This window comes from Massilia brevitalea (assembly GCF_030711405.1).
Taxonomy (GTDB): domain Bacteria; phylum Pseudomonadota; class Gammaproteobacteria; order Burkholderiales; family Burkholderiaceae_D; genus Telluria; species Telluria brevitalea.
This window is the reverse complement of record NZ_JAULSI010000021.1, coordinates 1-15,376: the sequence shown is the minus strand read 5'-3', so window position 1 is coordinate 15,376 and position 15,376 is coordinate 1. Positions and strand designations below refer to the sequence as shown.

The following is a 15,376-nucleotide window of genomic DNA, read 5'->3' as shown; positions in this document are numbered from 1 at the left end:
TGCCCAGTGAGGTAACAATACGTGCGTCTGGGAGGACATTACCATGTACCGGAAAATCCTGATCACCACCGACGGCTCGGCCGTCTCGCAACACACGGCCTGTGCCGGCGTGAAGTTCGCGCAACAGATGGGCGCCGACGTGCTGGCCCTGTTCGTCGCACCCGAGTACCAGTACCCCGTGTATGTCGAAATCATCCCGCCCTCCTACCCGAGCGAAGAAGAATACGCCGAGCAGATGAAGCGCATGGGTGAGGACTATATGGGCCGCATCATGAATTCCTGCACCAAAGCCAAGCTGCAGCACAGCTGCATGACCGTGTTTTCCGACGCCACCGCCATGAAGATCGTCGAGGTCGCGGAGCAGCAGGGCTGCGACCTGATCTTCATGGGCTCGCACGGGCGCAGCGGCTGGGGCCAGCTGCTGCTGGGCAGCGTCACCAACAAGGTGCTGGCGCAAACCACGCGCCCGGTGCTGGTGCACCGCCTGATCAGCGAACCGGCGCCGGACTGAGCGGCCCGATCGAGCGGGTGCGCGCCGTCCCGCGCACCCGGGCGTATACATATATATATGGCGGAAACAACAGCCACGGCTTGCCTGGAACTGGGGAGACTGCAACATGATCAGAATCGTCATCGCAGATGATCACACCATCATGCGCGAAGGACTCAAGCGTATCCTCGACGGCGCGCTCGACGTCGAGATCGTCGGCGAAGCCACCAACGGTTTCGAGGTGCTGTCCCTGGTGCGCCAGGGCGGCTTCGATTTGCTGCTGCTGGATTTGTCGATGCCCGGGCGCAGCGGGGTCGACCTGATCCGCCAGGTACGCAGCGAGGCGCCCAAGCTGGCCATCCTCATCCTCACCATGCACGAGGAAGAACAGTACGCGGTGCGGGCGATACGCGCCGGCGCCCAGGGCTACCTCACGAAGGAGAGCGCGGGCACCCAGCTGGTGGGGGCGATCCGCAAGGTGGCGTCGGGGCGGCCCTACATCAGCACCGAGGTGGCCGAGCAACTGGCCCTGAACATCATGGCGCCGAACGAGCAATTGCTGCACAAGCAGTTGTCGGACCGCGAGTTCGAAGTGTTTTCGCTGCTGGTGGGCGGCAAGTCGATTACCGAGATCGCCAACAACCTGCACTTGTCGGTGAAGACCGTCAGCACCCACAAGACACGCATCATGCAAAAGATGGGCATGACCTCGTTGTCGGAAATGGTGCAGTACGCGGTGGCGCACCGGCTGCTGGCGCCGATGAATGCCTAACCCGGCAGGTAAAAGTCTTGCCGGCACAATGTATAAAGCGACTGGCAGCAGAGTCAATAAGCCTAATCAACTTGGACACCGTCCAGTCGCATTCGTGCCACCAGCACCACGCGTGGTTTGATCCATTCGCAGTGGTCCGCATCTGTAGCCTGTAGCACTCTCCCTCTATGTAGTAGCAATTTGGTCAGAATACTCCTACATTACTACCTTCTCTCCTACCTACACATTCAGCCATTGCTGATATCACTGCCGAACTCGTGTTGGCATACTGAATCCAGCGTATCGAGTTGCTTGCGATCTACTTTCTCTCCGTAAGCCAAGCCTGCCGCCGTTCCTGAATTCCTATTGAAGCACCGGTGCAGCGCCACTCGCGGCCTCACCCGAAAGAATTCTTCACTGGAGATGAGCATGCAGTCCCAGCAAACGACAGATCAACGCAACGCCAGCACGTCAACCATGCATACCACGCCGATGGAGGCCGGCCGCCAGCGCCAGGGCCGCCTGTGGTCCAACCTGAAGGAAGTCTGCGACCTGCTCCACATCCCGGCCGCTGTCTCGGTCAACTCGGAAGAGTTGCTGTTCCAGCACGTGCAGTTCAAGACTGGCCAGCGCGTGCACACCATCGGCCAGGCCTTCGACACCCTGTACATCGTCAACTCGGGCTTCCTGAAAACCGTCCTCATCGACGAGTTCGGCAACGAGCAGGTGCTGAGCTTCCCGATGAAAGGCGACATGCTCGGCGTCGACGGCATCCACACCCGCCACTACGCGTCCGAGGCTGTGGCCCTGTCCGACTGCGACCTGATCCTGCTGCCGTTCAAGAAACTCACTGCCCTCGGCCGCGTGCACATGGAGCTCGAAAACCTGATGTACGGCGTGATGAGCCGCGAGCTGGTGCGCGAACAGGCCATGATCGGCATGCTCGGCGCCCTGTCCGCCGAAGCCCGCGTGGCCCGCTTCCTGGTATCGCTGGCCGACCGCTTCGCCGCCATGGGTTACTCGAGCAAGCTGTTCAACCTGCGCATGACGCGCCACGAAATCGGCAGCTACCTCGGCCTGACCCTGGAAACCGTCAGCCGCACGCTGTCGGCGTTCAACGAAATCGGCCTGATCACCGTCGACCAGCGCACCATCGGCATCAAGGACGCCGAAGCCCTGAAAACGCTGCGCCGCCTGCCGCCGTCGCGCTCGCGCACCAAGGCTGCCGGTAAAAAGACCGAGCTGGACGCGGCCGGCGACGACCAGATGCTCGCCACCGCGTAACACCTTGCACCCGGGCTCGCCCGGCGTAGTCAGCAGTGCAGAATCGGCTCCGATGCGGCTTTCTCAGGACGAGAGCGCCTTATCGGAGCCGGTTTCGTTTTGGCGGCGCGTACTGAAGGCTTACTGGTCGCGCGACAGCACGCCGTCGTTCACGCGCACCGCGTCGCCGGCGCGGAAGCCCGGATCGTTATCGTATTGCAGGGTTTGCGTCGCGCCATTTCCCGAGTACCGGACCACGACTTCGTAGCGCTGGTTGCGGCGCTGGTTCTGCTCGATATTCCGCCCGACCACCGCGCCGCCGATGGCGCCGGCCGCCGTGGCCGCGGTGCGCCCGCTGCCGCTGCCGACCTGGTTGCCGAGCAGGCCGCCGATGACGGCGCCGCCCACCGTACCCAGTGCACCGGAACCCTTGTTCTCGACCACGTTCACCGCTTCCACCGTTGCGCAATTGGTGCAGTAGCGCGCCGCGCGCGGGGCGTCGGTCGTACGGCCGCGGTTGTCGGCGGCCAGGTTGCGCTGGGCTACCGGCGGCGCGCCGTCGCGCACCAGGGTTTCCCGGAGCACGTCGCTGGCCACGCGGTCGCCCACGCGCAGGTCGGCCGTGACGCGGCTGCCGTTGCGGATGCGGTCGTGGGTGCCGATCGTGTAGGTGCCGGCGTACTGGCCACGGTCGAGTTCGTGCAGGCGCAGGTCGCGCGTGGCGCCGTCGATTTTGACCGTCGCGTTGCCGCCGGGCGTGCCGTACAAATTGAAATGCAACTCGACGCCGGGGGCGATGCGGCGCACCTCGTCGACGTCGAAGCCGCGGATGTCGGGCGCCGGCATGCGCTCATTCGCATACTGTCGTGTGTGTTGTTGCGCATGGGCGCTCATCGGCGCCAGGGCCAGCGGGCCGAGCGGCAGCAGTGCGCACATCAGGCTGCAGATTGTCTTGCGTGCTTTCATGTTTCCCTCCTCTGGATGGGTCCGGTGTAGACCTGGGGCATGGGATGAAAGTACGCCTGTGCAGGCGCGGCTACCGTGCGCTAACGTACCGTGCGAGCGAGCACAGCAGTAAGGTCCGGCAGCCGCGGCGCCGGCCGCCTACATCTGCCGGAACAGGTGGGCATATACCGGACTGACGCGCAGCTTGTCGGGACGGTTGCGCAGGTGCAGGGTCACCTTGCCCGCCGCGTCGCGCCCGGCATGCGCCACGCAGCGCATGTTCACCACCGTGCTGCGGCTGACCTGCTGGAAACAGGCCGGGTCGAGCTGGGTCAATAAATCCTTCAGCGGCAGCCGGATCAGGGCCTCGCTGTCGGCGGTGGCCACGTTCACGTACTTGTCGAGCGCCTGGAAGAACACCACCTCGTGCACCGGGATCATGCGCACGGTATTGCCGACGGCGGCGCGGATCATGCTCAGGCGCTCGGGCGCGGCAGCCGCCGGCAACAGCGCCTGCAACTGGCCGACCAGGCCGGCCAGCCCGCCATCGCCGGCGCGGCTGGCGATTCGCGCGCGCAGGCGCTCGACCGTGCGCGCCAGGCGCGCGTCGTTCACCGGCTTGAGCACGTAGTCGGCGGCGGCCTGCTCGAAGGCCTGTACCGCGACTTCGTCGTAGGCGGTGACGAATACCACCTGCGGGAATGGCGCCGCATTCTCTACCATATCGTCCCAGCGCTCGGCCAGTTCCTCGGCCGCCTCCAGCCCGCTCTGTCCCGGCATCTTGATGTCGAAAAACAAAATGTCCGGCCGCAGCGCCAGCGCCTGCTCCACTGCGGCAACGCCGTTCGGCGCGGTGCCAGCGATTTCCAGTTCCGGCCACAGGCGGCGCAGGCTGGCGGCCAGCACCGCGGCCAGGATCGGTTCGTCTTCGGCAATCAGGGCGCGGATGCTCATGGGTTCTCCAATGGAAGGGTGAGTCGGACGACCGTGCCCTGGGGCTGGGCCGGGGCCAGCAGCACGCTGGCGCGCTCGCCATACAGGGCTTGCAGGCGTTCGCGGGTGGTGGCTACGCCCACCCCGCCGCCGGTGCGGCTGGTGGCGGGGTTTCCGGCCAGGCCGAGCCCGCTGTCGCGCACGGCGATGTCCAGCAGGCCGTCGCGGGCGCGGGCTTCGACCAGGATCTCGCCGCCCTCGATCTTCGGCTCCAGCCCGTGCACCATGGCGTTCTCGACCAGCGGCTGCAGCAATAATGGCGGCAGGCGCGCCTTGCGCAGCTCCGGCGGCAAATCGAAGCGGTATGCCAGGCGCGCGCCCATGCGTACGCCCATCAAGCCGAGGTAAGCGTCCATCGCGGCGAATTCCTGCTCCAGCGTGGTGCTGTCCGCGCGCGTGGCGCCGAGCGTGGCGCGCAGGTACTGGATCAATTGGTCGAGCATGAGACTGGCGCGCTCGGGGTCCAGCCCGATCAGGCCCTGCAGGTTGGCCAGGGTATTGAACAGCATGTGCGGCTCGATCTGGGCCTGCAGCAGGCGCAGTTGCGCCTGCAGGGCCTGGCGCTCGACCACTTCGGCGCGCAGGCGCGCTTCCTGGTGCTCGCGCTGGATGCGCGCCAGGCGTTCGCGGTGCTCGACCAGCAGCGTCATCGTGCACATGCCCATGAAAGTGAACAGGATCATGCTGATGCGGCCGATCGACGGATACTCGGCCAGGCCCGGCGCCCGGTGCCCGAGCAGCGACGCAAAGACGTGGATGCCGCAAAAGTGTCCCACTGCCGAGGCCCCCAGCATGAAAACGAGGAAAGCCAGCCACTGGAGCAGCCGCCGCTGTGGGCCGGGCCAGACCAGCAGGCGCCCCAGGTCCACCAAAAAGAAGGCGATCATGCCGATGGCTAGCGAATACAGCAACTGTTCGTACAGCGATTCCGGATAGCCGGTGGCCAGCGTGATCAGCACGCCGGCCAGCAGCGAGACCGGCAGCGCGACCAGCATATCGGCCAGCAGGCGCCGCGCCAGGGCCGGCATGCCGGACGGCGGCCCGGCAACAAAGGAAGACAAGGTGGTGGACATCGGCGCTCGCTTTATCTGATTGGCAAGGGTCCAGCCATTCTGCCGAGCCGCGCGGGCGGCAGCAAGCCGGCTGCGACGAAAGCCGGTTTCGACGGAGCGAAAACGCAGTATGCCGGCGCGGAGCCCGCCTAACGGATCGCGTGCACAGCCTCGCCCGAGGTGACGTAGATGGCGTCGCCCGCTTCGCGCGTGACCACGTGCCCGCCGGTAAACGAGCCAAACGACGGCAGGATCATGCGCTGCGACCCCACCACGAAGCACGGCAGGCGCAGCGCGTCGTAGCGGGTGGCCAGCACCCAGGCCGGATGCACGTGGCCGGCCAGGGCGTAGCCGGCGTCGTTGTCCATGTCGAGGTCCGGATGGTGGCAAAAGGCGAACGGCCCCACCGTATGCGGCTCGTCCACCAGTTCGATGCCGAGCGCGGCGGCCGGGTCGCCGGCATGCTTGTCGTGGTTGCCGCGCACCAGGGTCAGCTGCAGCTCCTGCCGGGTGTGGCGCCAGGCCAGCATCGCCTGCTGGGTCGAGGACGCATGGGCCGCGCGCGCATGCAAAAAGTCGCCGAGGAACATCACGTGACGGGCGCCATGGCGTTCGATCAGGTCGTCGAGCCCGGCCAGGTTTTCCGTGGTGGTGCCGCTCGGCACCGGCATGCCCTGGGCGCGGAACGACGCCGCTTTTCCGAAGTGGATATCGGCAATGATCAGCATTTGCCGCGCCGGCCAGTACACGGCCTTTTCCGGCAACAGCATCAAGGTTTCGCCTGCCACCGCCAGCGCCGATGCGCTTGTTACCACCTCACCCGTAGCACTCATACCTGCGCTGCCTTTTCCAGTTCCCTTACCATGCGCGCCACGCGGTCGTTGAGTTTTTCGGTGCTCACCTTTTCGCGGAAGCGCTCGACCATCAGCGCAAAGCCGAAGGGCGTGGCGCGCTTGACCACACGATACGCCACTTTGCGCGCATGCAGCTCCTCGAGCGTCTCGCGCAGGCGCGTCAGTTCCAGTTCCTGCTCCAGCACTTCGCGCTGGGCCTGCGTCAGCAGCAGATTGCCGGCGTCGTGCTTGCGGAAGACCTCGAAGAACAGCGAGGACGAGGCCTGCACCTGCCGGTTCGATTTCGGCTGGCCCGGGTAGCCCTGGAACACCAGCCCGGCGATGCGCGCCACTTCGCGGAAGCGCTGCTGCGAGAGCTGGGTCGCGTTCAGGCTGTCCAGCACGTCTTCCAGCAAATGCTCGGTATCGAACAGCGGCACATCGGCGCCAAGCGCGCCCGCGAACATGCTCTCCCAGTCCACAGGCTCCGGCGCCATCAGCTCGAAACCGTAGTCGTTGATCGCAATCGAAAACGTGATCGGCTGCACGCGCCCGATGCGCCAGGCGAACAGCGAGGCCAGGCCCATGTGCACCGAGCGGCCTGCGAACGGGTACACGAACAGGTGATACCCCTCGCGGCTCTTCATCGATTCCAGCACCAGGGTGTCGATGGTGGGCAGCGCCGACCATTTCTGCTGGATCTCCAGCAGCGGCCGGATTGCCTGCATTTCCGGCCCCTCGAAACGTCCCTCTGCCGCCTGGCGCAGCTGTTCCAGCGCGGCGTGAGCCAGCTCGGACGACATCGGCATCTTGGCGCCCTGCCAGCGCGCGATCGCGCCGCGCGAGCCGGTGGCGCGTTTTACAAAGGCCGTCATCTCGTGCACGCGGATGAATTCCAGGATGCGCCCGCCGAACAGGAAGTGGTCGCCCTGCTTCAGGCGCGAGATGAAGGATTCTTCCATGCTGCCGATGCGCCCGCCGCTGACGTACTTCACCTGGATCGAGGCGTCCGAAACGATGGTGCCGATGCCCATGCGGTGGCGGCGCCCGATGCCGACGTCCGGCACGCGGTAGACGCCCTCCTCGTCCGGCAGCACGCGCCGGTATTCCGGGTACACGGTCAGGCTCTGGCCGCCGCGCGCCACGAAATCCAGCGCCCACTGCCACTCTTCCTGGTTCAGGTCGCGGTAGGACCAGGCGCGCCTGACTTCCTCGAACAGCTGCTCGGAGCGAAAGCCGCCGCCCAGCGCCACCGTCACCAGGTGCTGCACCAGCACGTCGAAAGGCTTGTTCGGCACATAGCGCCCTTCGATGCGGCGCTGCGCCACCGCCACCTTGGCGCCGGCCGCCTCCAGGATTTCCATGCTGTTGGTCGGCACCAGGGTCACGCGCGAGACGCGGCCCGGCGCGTGGCCGCTGCGCCCGGCCCGCTGCAGCAGACGCGCGATGCCTTTCGCGCTGCCCACCTGCAGCACGCGCTCGACCGGCAGGAAGTCCACACCGAGGTCGAGGCTGGCGGTGCAGATCACGGCCTTCAGCTCGCCCTTTTTCAGGCCCATCTCGACCCAGTCGCGCACCTCGCGCGCCAGCGAACCGTGGTGCAGCGCGATCACGCCGGCCCAGTCGGGGCGCGCTTCCAGGATGTTCTGGTACCAGATCTCGGACTGCGAGCGCGTGTTGGTAAACACCAGGGTGGCGTCGTAGTGCTCGATCTCGTCGATCACGGGTTTCAGCATTTGCAGGCCGAGGTGGCCGCCCCAGGGGAAGCGCGAGACATCCTTCGGAATCAGTGAATCGACCAGGATCTGCTTTTTCGTATCGCCTTCGACCAGCACACCCGGGCCGTTACCCAGGAGTACCTGGCGCGCCAGGTCCAGGTCGCCCATGGTGGCCGACACGCCCCAGACCACGAGGCCGGGCCGCCAGGTACGCAGGCGCGCCAGCGCCAGCTGCACCTGCACGCCGCGCTTGCTGCCCATCAGCTCGTGCCACTCGTCGATGACGATCATGTCGAGGTGCTTGAACTGTTCCTCGGCCGCCGCGTGCGAGAGCAGCAGCGACAGGCTTTCGGGAGTCGTGATGAGCGAAGTCGGCCACTTGCGCGCCTGGCGCGCGCGCTCGGCGGAACCGGTGTCGCCGGTGCGGGCGCCGACGGTCCACTCGGGCGCCAGCGCCGCCGCCGATTCTTCCAGCGCGCGCTGGGTGTCGGCAGCCAGTGCGCGCATCGGCGTGATCCACAGCGCGCGCAGGCCGCTCATCTTCCCCTTGCCCAGACTGCCGCGCTGCAGCGCCGCCAGCCACACCGCATAGGTTTTACCGGCGCCGGTGTTCGCATGCAGCAGGCCGGACTGGCCGGCCAGCGCCGCGTCCCACACGGCCTTCTGGAACGGAAAAGCCTTCCAGCCGCGTGCGTCGAACCACGCCTTGACGTCTTTCTTGGTCGGCCCGCTCATGCACCGGCGGCGGCCAGCAGGCCTTTCAAGGTGTCCAGCGTGTCGGCATCTTCCACCGGCTTGTCGTCGCGCCGGCGCAGGATGCGCGGGAAGCGCACCGCAATGCCCGCCTTGTGGCGCGTGGACAGCGCGATGCCCTCGAAGCCGATCTCGAACACCATCGTTGGTTTGACCGAGCGCACCGGCCCGAACTTCTCGACCGTGGTCTTGCGGATCGCATTGTCGACCTGGGCGATCTCGGCATCGGTCAGCCCCGAATACGCTTTCGCAAACGGCACCAGGCGCCGCTCGCCCTTCCCTTCCTCATCGTCCCAGACGGCAAAGGTGTAGTCGGTGTACAGCGAGGCGCGGCGCCCGTGGCCGGCCTGGGCATAGATCAGCACCGCGTCCACCGAATAGGGATCGACCTTCCACTTCCACCAGGTGCCGACATCCTTGGTGCGGCCCACGCCATACTGCGCGCTCCTGGCCTTCACCATCATGCCTTCGACGCCGCGCGCACGCGATTCGGCGCGCAGCTCGGCCAGCGCTTCCCAGCTGTCGGCATGCACCACCGGCGACACCTTCAATTGTGCCTGGTCGACGGCGGCCACCAGCGTTTCCAGCAGCGTGCGCCGTTCATGCTGGGGCAGCGCGCGCAAATCGACGCCGTCGAGTTCGAGCAGGTCGTAGCAGACCAGCACCGCCGGCAGCTCGGCCAGCAGTTTGGCGGACAGCGTCTTGCGGCCGATGCGGCGCTGCAGCTCGGCGAACGGCGCCGGAACCTCGTTCGCATGGTCCCAGACCAGCACTTCGCCATCGACCACCGTGCCCTCGGGCAGGCGCACCGCGCACAGTTCGGGGAAGCGTTCCGAGATCAGGTCTTCGCCGCGCGACCACAGATAGTTTTGCGCGCCGCGCCGCACCAGCTGGGCGCGGATGCCGTCGTACTTCCACTCGACCTGCCAGTCGCTCAGCGCGCCGAGTGCGGCCGGGTCGCCCTGCAGCTGGTGCGCCAGGAAGAAGGGGTAAGGCTGGCCGCCGCGCAGCTTGTGCTCTTCGTCGGACTGGGCGGCGATGAGTTGCAGGAACTTGGTGGCGGTCGGACGCACGCTGCCGTCGGTCCAGCCCATCAGGCGCTGGGCTACGAGTTTGCTGTCCACGGCGGCGATATTCGCCAGCGCGCGCGTGACCAGCAGCTTGGAGACGCCGACGCGAAAACCCCCGCCGATCAGCTTGCAGAACAGGAAGCGCTCGCGCGTATCGAGTTCGTTCCAGTAGCTGAACAGGGCAGCGCGGATGACTTCCGGGTCGGCGCCGCGCAGGGGGCCGATGCGCTCGGTCATCCATTCGGCCAGGCCGACATCGCTTTGTTTCTCGGGCGGCGGCAGGATCAGGGCGATGGTTTCGGCCATGTCGCCGACCGCGTGGTAGGACTCGTCGAACAGCCATTCGTCGAGCACCGCGTATTCGATGGCGAACTGGCGCAGCAGCTTGGTCGGCACGGCCTGCCGCGGCTTGCCGCCGGCCAGAAAGTAGACGGCCCAGGCGGCGTTTTCCGGCGCGGCGGTCGAGAAGTACTGCTGCAGGGCGTCGAGCTTGCGGTTGGTGGCGGTGGTTTCGTCGAGTTCGGCGTAGAGGCGGGCGAATTCACGCATTGCGCGCCTCCTGTGGCTCCGCGCTGTCGCTCGCTTCGGTGGCTTCGGCTGCTTCCGCCGGCTGCAGCGGAATCGCCACGTCGTCATCGTCGTCGCCGTATTCGGTATCGAAGCCGGCCGCATCCAGGCCCTGCTGGCACAGCCACTTCACCAGCACCGGGATCGAGCCGTGGGTGACGATCACGCGCCCGGCGCCGGTGGCGCTGATTGCCTGCATCAGCCCTGGCCAGTCGGCATGGTCCGACAGCACGAAGCCGCGGTCGACGCCACGGCGCCGGCGTGCGCCGCGCAGCTGCATCCAGCCACTGGCAAAGGCGTCGCTGTAGTCGCCGAAGCGCTTCATCCAGGCCGACCCTGAGGCCGAGGGCGGCGCTACCACGATGGACTGCTTCAGGTCGGCCTTGCTCACGTCGCTCACCATCAGCGTCGGCGGCAGTGCAATCCCGCCTTCGCGGTACACACGGTTCAGCGGCTCGACCGCGCCATGGCAGACGATGGGGCCAATCGACGGATCGAGCCCGGACAGGATGCGCTGGGCCTTGCCGAAGGAATAGCCAAACACCACGCTGCAGCGGCCCTCTTCCGCGTTCTTGCGCCACCAGCGGTTCATGTCATCGAAAATGGATTGCTCGGGCGCCCAGCGGTAGATCGGCAGGCCGAAGGTGGATTCGGTAATGAAGGTATGGCAGCGCACCGGCTCGAAGGGCGCACAGGTTTTATCGGGCTCGATCTTGTAGTCGCCCGAAGCGACCCAGACTTCGCCGCCGCATTCCATGCGCACTTGCGCCGAGCCGAGCACGTGCCCGGCCGGGTGCAGCGAAATGGCGACGCCGTTGTGGACCACGGTCTCGCCGTACTCCAGCCCGTCGACGGAGATGTCGCCCAGGCGCGAACGCAGCACGTGCACGCCGCTGGCGGCAGTCAGGTAGCGTCCATGGCCGTAGCGCGCGTGGTCGCCGTGTGCATGCGTGATCACGGCCCGGTCCACCGGCCGCCAGGGGTCGATGTAAAACCCACCCGGCACGCAATACAGGCCTTCCTTACGAACGACGACCATATCTCCCATGTATTTCCTTCGCGGCGATTTCGATAAAATTCTTACAACGGTTTTACGAAGTCTGCCATAAAGCTCCGATGCTCGCCGTCCGGGAAGTCGATGCCGACCTGGTCACCCGCCACGGAGCTGACGACACCCTCGCCGTACTTCGGGACCGTCACGCGCATGCCCGCTTCAAAGTGCGGCCCCGTGTCTTCCGGCTCCGGTTCGTGGCTGAATTCGTCGTCGCGGATCTCGATGTCTTCCAGCGCAGCCGCCGGCGGGTTCAGGCAGTTGTCGCAGCGGCAGCACTTCTCGAAGCCTTCGACTTCATCGTTGAAGTAGTCGAGCAGCAGCTTCCAGCGGCAGAAGCCACTCACCGCGTAACCCACCATCTTTTCCAGCGCTTCGCGGTCGTGGTCCTGCTTCTGGATGTAGATCTGGGCAAGCTGCTCGAAAGTGGCCGCCTTGGCTTCGGCGCTGGTGATCACGAATTCCAGCTTGCGGTTCTGCCGCACCAGCTTGGCGTCTTTCAGCAGCTTGAGGCAAATCTTGATCTTGGCTTCGTTCAGGTCGACCAGCTTGTCCTCGATGCGATCAGTCGTCACCGGCCCCGCTTCCGCCAGCTCGCAGGCGGCGTCGTACACCGAGCGGATCTCGGCCGCATCCGGGTAATGCTTCACCAGGAAGAACTGCTGCAGGCGCTTGTCGTCCTGCAGGAACAGCAATGTGCACCGGGCGTCCTGGCCGTCGCGGCCGGCGCGGCCCGACTCCTGGTAGTAGGACTCGAGATTCGCCGGAATCTGCAGGTGCACGACGAAACGCGTGTCCGACTTGTCGATGCCCATGCCGAAGGCGTTCGTCGCCACCATGATGCGGCGCTCGTCGTTCATGAACAAATCCTGGTTGGCGCGCCGTTCGGCGGCCGGCAGCTTGCCGTGGTAGATCGTCACCGATTGGCCGGCTTCTTCCAGGATGCGGTGCATTTCCTCGGCCGCCTTGACGGTGGCGGCATACACGATGCCCACGCCCTCGGTCTCGGCCACCAGGCGGCGCGCTTCCGCGAACTTTTCGTCGATGCTCGTCACCTGGTGCACGCGGTATTCCAGGTTCGGGCGGTAGATACCGGTATTGATGACCTTCATGCGCGGCCGGTTCAGCTGGCGGCCGATATCGTCCATCACCTCGTCGGTGGCTGTGGCGGTGAGGGCCAGCACGGTCGGGTTGCCGACGGCCGCAATCGCCGCCGCCATTTCGATGTAGGCGGGGCGGAAATCGTGGCCCCACTGGGAAATGCAATGGGCTTCGTCGATGGCCACCAGGGTGACCGTCGTTTGCTTGAGCACGTCGATGAACTCGGGCGAGGTCAGGCGCTCAGGCGTGCAGAACACGATTTCGCAGGTGCCGCCGCTGATCGACGCCAGGGCCTGGTGCTCTTCCTCTGCGTTCAGGCTGCTGTTGACCTGGCAGGCGCGCACGCCCAGCTCTTCCAGCTTCTCCAGCTGGTCTTTCATCAGCGAGATCAGCGGCGAGACCACCACCGTGGTGCCGCCCAGCATGCGCGCGGGAATCTGGTAACACAGCGACTTGCCGCCGCCGGTGGGCATGATGGCCAGCGTGTCCTTGCCATCGAGGACGCTGTCGATCACGCGTTGCTGCCCTTCGCGCAGCTGTTCGATACCGAACACGGAGCGCAGCAGCTTGCGAATGGAATTGCGGCGCACCGCGAGGAGGCCGTTATGCAGGAGTTTGGGTTCGTGTCGGGTCATGGTGGAGGCTACTGTAAGCCTCCCCTGCAAACCCAGCTATAGGATGCACGCCAACCGGTGTGTAGGAGTGCGGTGTAGGAGAACGGCTGTCGGCGCCGCCGTTCAGCTGGGCCGGCTGCCGCTGAGACAGGGCCGCAAGGCTTTTTCCTACACAACGGCGGAGTTCCCGCCGATGCCGCAACATCGGCCGGATGGCTAAGATGGCACCATACACCAACGAATAGATGCACCACCGCCCCGGAGAACGATCATGATGCGCTCAATCCCCACCACCCTGACTGCCTTGCAACTTACCCTCGCCAGCGCAGCCGCCTGGCTGCTCTACGAGACCAATGCGCTGCAGGGCGCGGCGTTCATGATGTTCCACTGATTATTGCAAACTACTTGCCTGAAAAGCTTGCCTTTGCAGCAAGATAGTTAGCGCATTTTACCCAGCCGCGGTCATTTGCCGCGCACGATAGAGCAAGCGCCGTACCACTGATGTGGAACGGCGCTTTTTATTTGCCTCGTATTTAGAAGTCCTTATCGAGCGGCCAGTCCGCAGGCGTAATATATGTACCCTTTGCGTTGTCGAACGCAAGCGTCCATTCGTTCGCCAACTCCTCGCCGTTGCTGGTGCCCGTCACCGCGACGAGCAAATGATAAAACTCGGTATTCTCCGGAACATCGCTGACACGCACGGTCGAGGTCATCGATGAAGATTTCCCCTCGCAATCCCCGCATGCACCCGTGTCGTCATAGGCAATCGGTATTCCGCCCACCTCTTGAACGATGCCGGCCCGATTTGCAAGGATCATCATCCGGCTGCCGCAATAACCCTGGTGGCAATCGCCGTATTCGCCACGCCAGCCCCAGTTATTGTTCGCTCCGAGCTCGGTCAATATCCATTCGGACGGCGCGGTGCCCATGGTGCCCGCCTGGATGGTCGTCGATTTCGCAATGAATGCGGGATTGCCATTGGTCTCGCCAACGATGAATGCACCAACCAGGCCCTGCATGGCGTGGGCGGTCATCGCTTCGCCCTGCTGATCAATTGCCTGTCCGTTTGCAATCGCATACAGACGCTTGCCGCCACTGAATGTCTTGATTTCCGATTGCACGATCTTCATGCAATACGGCAGCCCTTCAAACCTGGATATCCAGCATCCATGTTCAGCTTCCTGCTTGCCGTAAACGTGATTCATCAGGCGCACCGCGGCATCGCGCGCGTTGCCGGAAGCGAGCAGGTTGGCCGGGATCTCGGCAGGCGCCTGCCTGGGGTCCATGACGCCGGTCTGGGCCAGCGTGGACAGCAGGTGCACCATCGGCGTGTGGCCGCTCAGCTCGATGACAAGTTGCTTGGTGTCCTCGGTATGTTGGGCAATGTATTGGATGTCGGTTTTCCAGGCAGGACCGCTTGTGTCGACGTCACCAGGGAGCCGTTTGATGTCGCGCATCGACTTGAATATCGGGTCCTTGACGATTTGATCGGCATTTGCCAGCGTGATCTCGAGCGAGGCCTCACAAGTGACCTTGCCGATTTTGTCGTCCTTGTTCGATGTGCGAATCGTGGTGACGGCAATCTGCATGCGTTTTTTAAGGAGATCGAGCAGGCCGGCCTGTGCGCCGGAGCCGGACAAGTCTTGTTCCAGCGATTCGACGACGGCTTCTTTGACGAGATTAACCGTGGGTTCGTCGATACAGGCGGGTTGGGTTTTGCTGCATCCGGCAAAGATGACCGCAACAAATGCAAGCGCGATCAACCTCGGCAGGTTGTGCAGCTTAAATACAGCTAGTGGAGAAGAATAGTTCATATAGACATAGATTCTTAGGATGCAACAGTTTAGCACTGCCGTAACCAGGAATTACATCTGCATAAACGGACAAAAAAGGCGCTGTCACCGTTGGCTGTGGATGGGTCCGATTGCAAGGCGAAACAATTGATCGGCAGAAGTGATGTTCCCGCCATCAAGCATGCGGCGCCAGCCCAGGTAGTTCGGCAGGTAGCGCGACGCGACGCCGTGAAACGGCAACAACCATTCGCGCAGGCGCCCGTGATAGGCGTTCACGTTCTGCACATGGATGACTCCGGAGGCGCCCATGCGCGTGCGTTCGCCGGTACCGACATTCACGGCCTGGTGCGCAATGCCGTGTGCACGGGCGAAAGCACGGTAG

The 15,376-nt window shown here is 64.7% G+C and carries 12 protein-coding genes and 1 pseudogene; 3 read left to right on the top strand and 10 right to left on the bottom strand.

The genetic code is table 11. The features are described 5' to 3' along the window. Positions 1-43 precede the first annotated feature (43 nt). From QWL29_RS14585 to QWL29_RS14575, 3 genes are all read left to right on the top strand, one after another. Complete coding sequence (locus QWL29_RS14585) at positions 44-511, top strand: universal stress protein (RefSeq protein WP_305823608.1); 468 nt, start codon at positions 44-46, stop codon at positions 509-511. 106 nt (positions 512-617) lie between these two features. Then, complete coding sequence (locus QWL29_RS14580; protein WP_305823607.1) at positions 618-1,262, top strand: response regulator; 645 nt, start codon at positions 618-620, stop codon at positions 1,260-1,262. Between the two features lie 471 nt (positions 1,263-1,733). Then, positions 1,734-2,525, top strand: a complete 792-nt coding sequence (locus tag QWL29_RS14575; protein WP_305823689.1) for a Crp/Fnr family transcriptional regulator — start codon at positions 1,734-1,736, stop codon at positions 2,523-2,525. A 120-nt stretch (positions 2,526-2,645) separates the two neighbouring features. Here QWL29_RS14575 and QWL29_RS14570 read toward each other — a convergent pair whose 3' ends face one another. The 10 genes and pseudogenes from QWL29_RS14570 to QWL29_RS14525 form a co-directional block, all read right to left on the bottom strand. After that, positions 2,646-3,470 carry a glycine zipper 2TM domain-containing protein gene (locus QWL29_RS14570; RefSeq protein ID WP_305823606.1) on the bottom strand — a complete coding sequence of 275 codons (825 nt, stop codon included), beginning with the start codon at positions 3,468-3,470 and terminating at the stop codon, positions 2,646-2,648. Positions 3,471-3,608: 138 nt separating this feature from the next. Beyond that, complete coding sequence (locus QWL29_RS14565; protein ID WP_305823605.1) at positions 3,609-4,403, bottom strand: LytR/AlgR family response regulator transcription factor; 795 nt, start codon at positions 4,401-4,403, stop codon at positions 3,609-3,611. Continuing rightward, positions 4,400-5,515, bottom strand: a complete 1,116-nt coding sequence (locus QWL29_RS14560; RefSeq protein ID WP_305823604.1) for a sensor histidine kinase — start codon at positions 5,513-5,515, stop codon at positions 4,400-4,402. The genes QWL29_RS14565 and QWL29_RS14560 overlap by 4 nt, the downstream gene beginning before the upstream one ends. 128 nt (positions 5,516-5,643) lie before the next feature. Beyond that, positions 5,644-6,327, bottom strand: a complete 684-nt coding sequence (gene pdeM / locus QWL29_RS14555; RefSeq protein WP_305823603.1) for a ligase-associated DNA damage response endonuclease PdeM — start codon at positions 6,325-6,327, stop codon at positions 5,644-5,646. After that, positions 6,324-8,780 (bottom strand): ligase-associated DNA damage response DEXH box helicase, encoded by a 2,457-nt coding sequence (locus tag QWL29_RS14550; protein ID WP_305823602.1) that lies wholly within the window; start codon positions 8,778-8,780, stop codon positions 6,324-6,326. Before QWL29_RS14550 ends, pdeM begins: the two co-directional genes overlap by 4 nt. Next, complete coding sequence (locus QWL29_RS14545; RefSeq protein WP_305823601.1) at positions 8,777-10,417, bottom strand: ATP-dependent DNA ligase; 1,641 nt, start codon at positions 10,415-10,417, stop codon at positions 8,777-8,779. The genes QWL29_RS14550 and QWL29_RS14545 overlap by 4 nt, the downstream gene beginning before the upstream one ends. After that, the gene (locus tag QWL29_RS14540) at positions 10,410-11,483 is read right to left on the bottom strand and encodes a ligase-associated DNA damage response exonuclease (RefSeq protein ID WP_305823600.1); all 1,074 of its coding nucleotides are present in this window, start codon (positions 11,481-11,483) and stop codon (positions 10,410-10,412) included. Before QWL29_RS14540 ends, QWL29_RS14545 begins: the two co-directional genes overlap by 8 nt. A gap of 32 nt (positions 11,484-11,515) precedes the next feature. Continuing rightward, entirely contained in the window at positions 11,516-13,222 is a 1,707-nt protein-coding gene (locus QWL29_RS14535) for a RecQ family ATP-dependent DNA helicase (RefSeq protein WP_305823599.1), read from the bottom strand. A 512-nt stretch (positions 13,223-13,734) separates the two neighbouring features. After that, entirely contained in the window at positions 13,735-15,015 is a 1,281-nt protein-coding gene (locus QWL29_RS14530; protein ID WP_305823598.1) for a hypothetical protein, read from the bottom strand. 84 nt (positions 15,016-15,099) lie between these two features. Beyond that, positions 15,100-15,376, bottom strand: a pseudogene (locus QWL29_RS14525) (IS1595 family transposase); the annotation flags it as partial.

Excerpts from the sequence above, each read along its gene's own strand:
- QWL29_RS14585 (WP_305823608.1), top strand. The coding sequence starts at position 44 with ATGTACCGGAAAATCCTGATCACCACCGACGGCTCGGCCGTCTCGCAA.
- QWL29_RS14580 (WP_305823607.1), top strand. The coding sequence starts at position 618 with ATGATCAGAATCGTCATCGCAGATGATCACACCATCATGCGCGAAGGA.
- QWL29_RS14575 (WP_305823689.1), top strand. The coding sequence starts at position 1,734 with ATGGAGGCCGGCCGCCAGCGCCAGGGCCGCCTGTGGTCCAACCTGAAG.
- QWL29_RS14570 (WP_305823606.1), bottom strand. The coding sequence starts at position 3,470 with ATGAAAGCACGCAAGACAATCTGCAGCCTGATGTGCGCACTGCTGCCG.
- QWL29_RS14565 (WP_305823605.1), bottom strand. The coding sequence starts at position 4,403 with ATGAGCATCCGCGCCCTGATTGCCGAAGACGAACCGATCCTGGCCGCG.
- QWL29_RS14560 (WP_305823604.1), bottom strand. The coding sequence starts at position 5,515 with ATGTCCACCACCTTGTCTTCCTTTGTTGCCGGGCCGCCGTCCGGCATG.
- pdeM (WP_305823603.1), bottom strand. The coding sequence starts at position 6,327 with ATGAGTGCTACGGGTGAGGTGGTAACAAGCGCATCGGCGCTGGCGGTG.
- QWL29_RS14550 (WP_305823602.1), bottom strand. The coding sequence starts at position 8,780 with ATGAGCGGGCCGACCAAGAAAGACGTCAAGGCGTGGTTCGACGCACGC.
- QWL29_RS14545 (WP_305823601.1), bottom strand. The coding sequence starts at position 10,417 with ATGCGTGAATTCGCCCGCCTCTACGCCGAACTCGACGAAACCACCGCC.
- QWL29_RS14540 (WP_305823600.1), bottom strand. The coding sequence starts at position 11,483 with ATGGGAGATATGGTCGTCGTTCGTAAGGAAGGCCTGTATTGCGTGCCG.
- QWL29_RS14535 (WP_305823599.1), bottom strand. The coding sequence starts at position 13,222 with ATGACCCGACACGAACCCAAACTCCTGCATAACGGCCTCCTCGCGGTG.
- QWL29_RS14530 (WP_305823598.1), bottom strand. The coding sequence starts at position 15,015 with ATGAACTATTCTTCTCCACTAGCTGTATTTAAGCTGCACAACCTGCCG.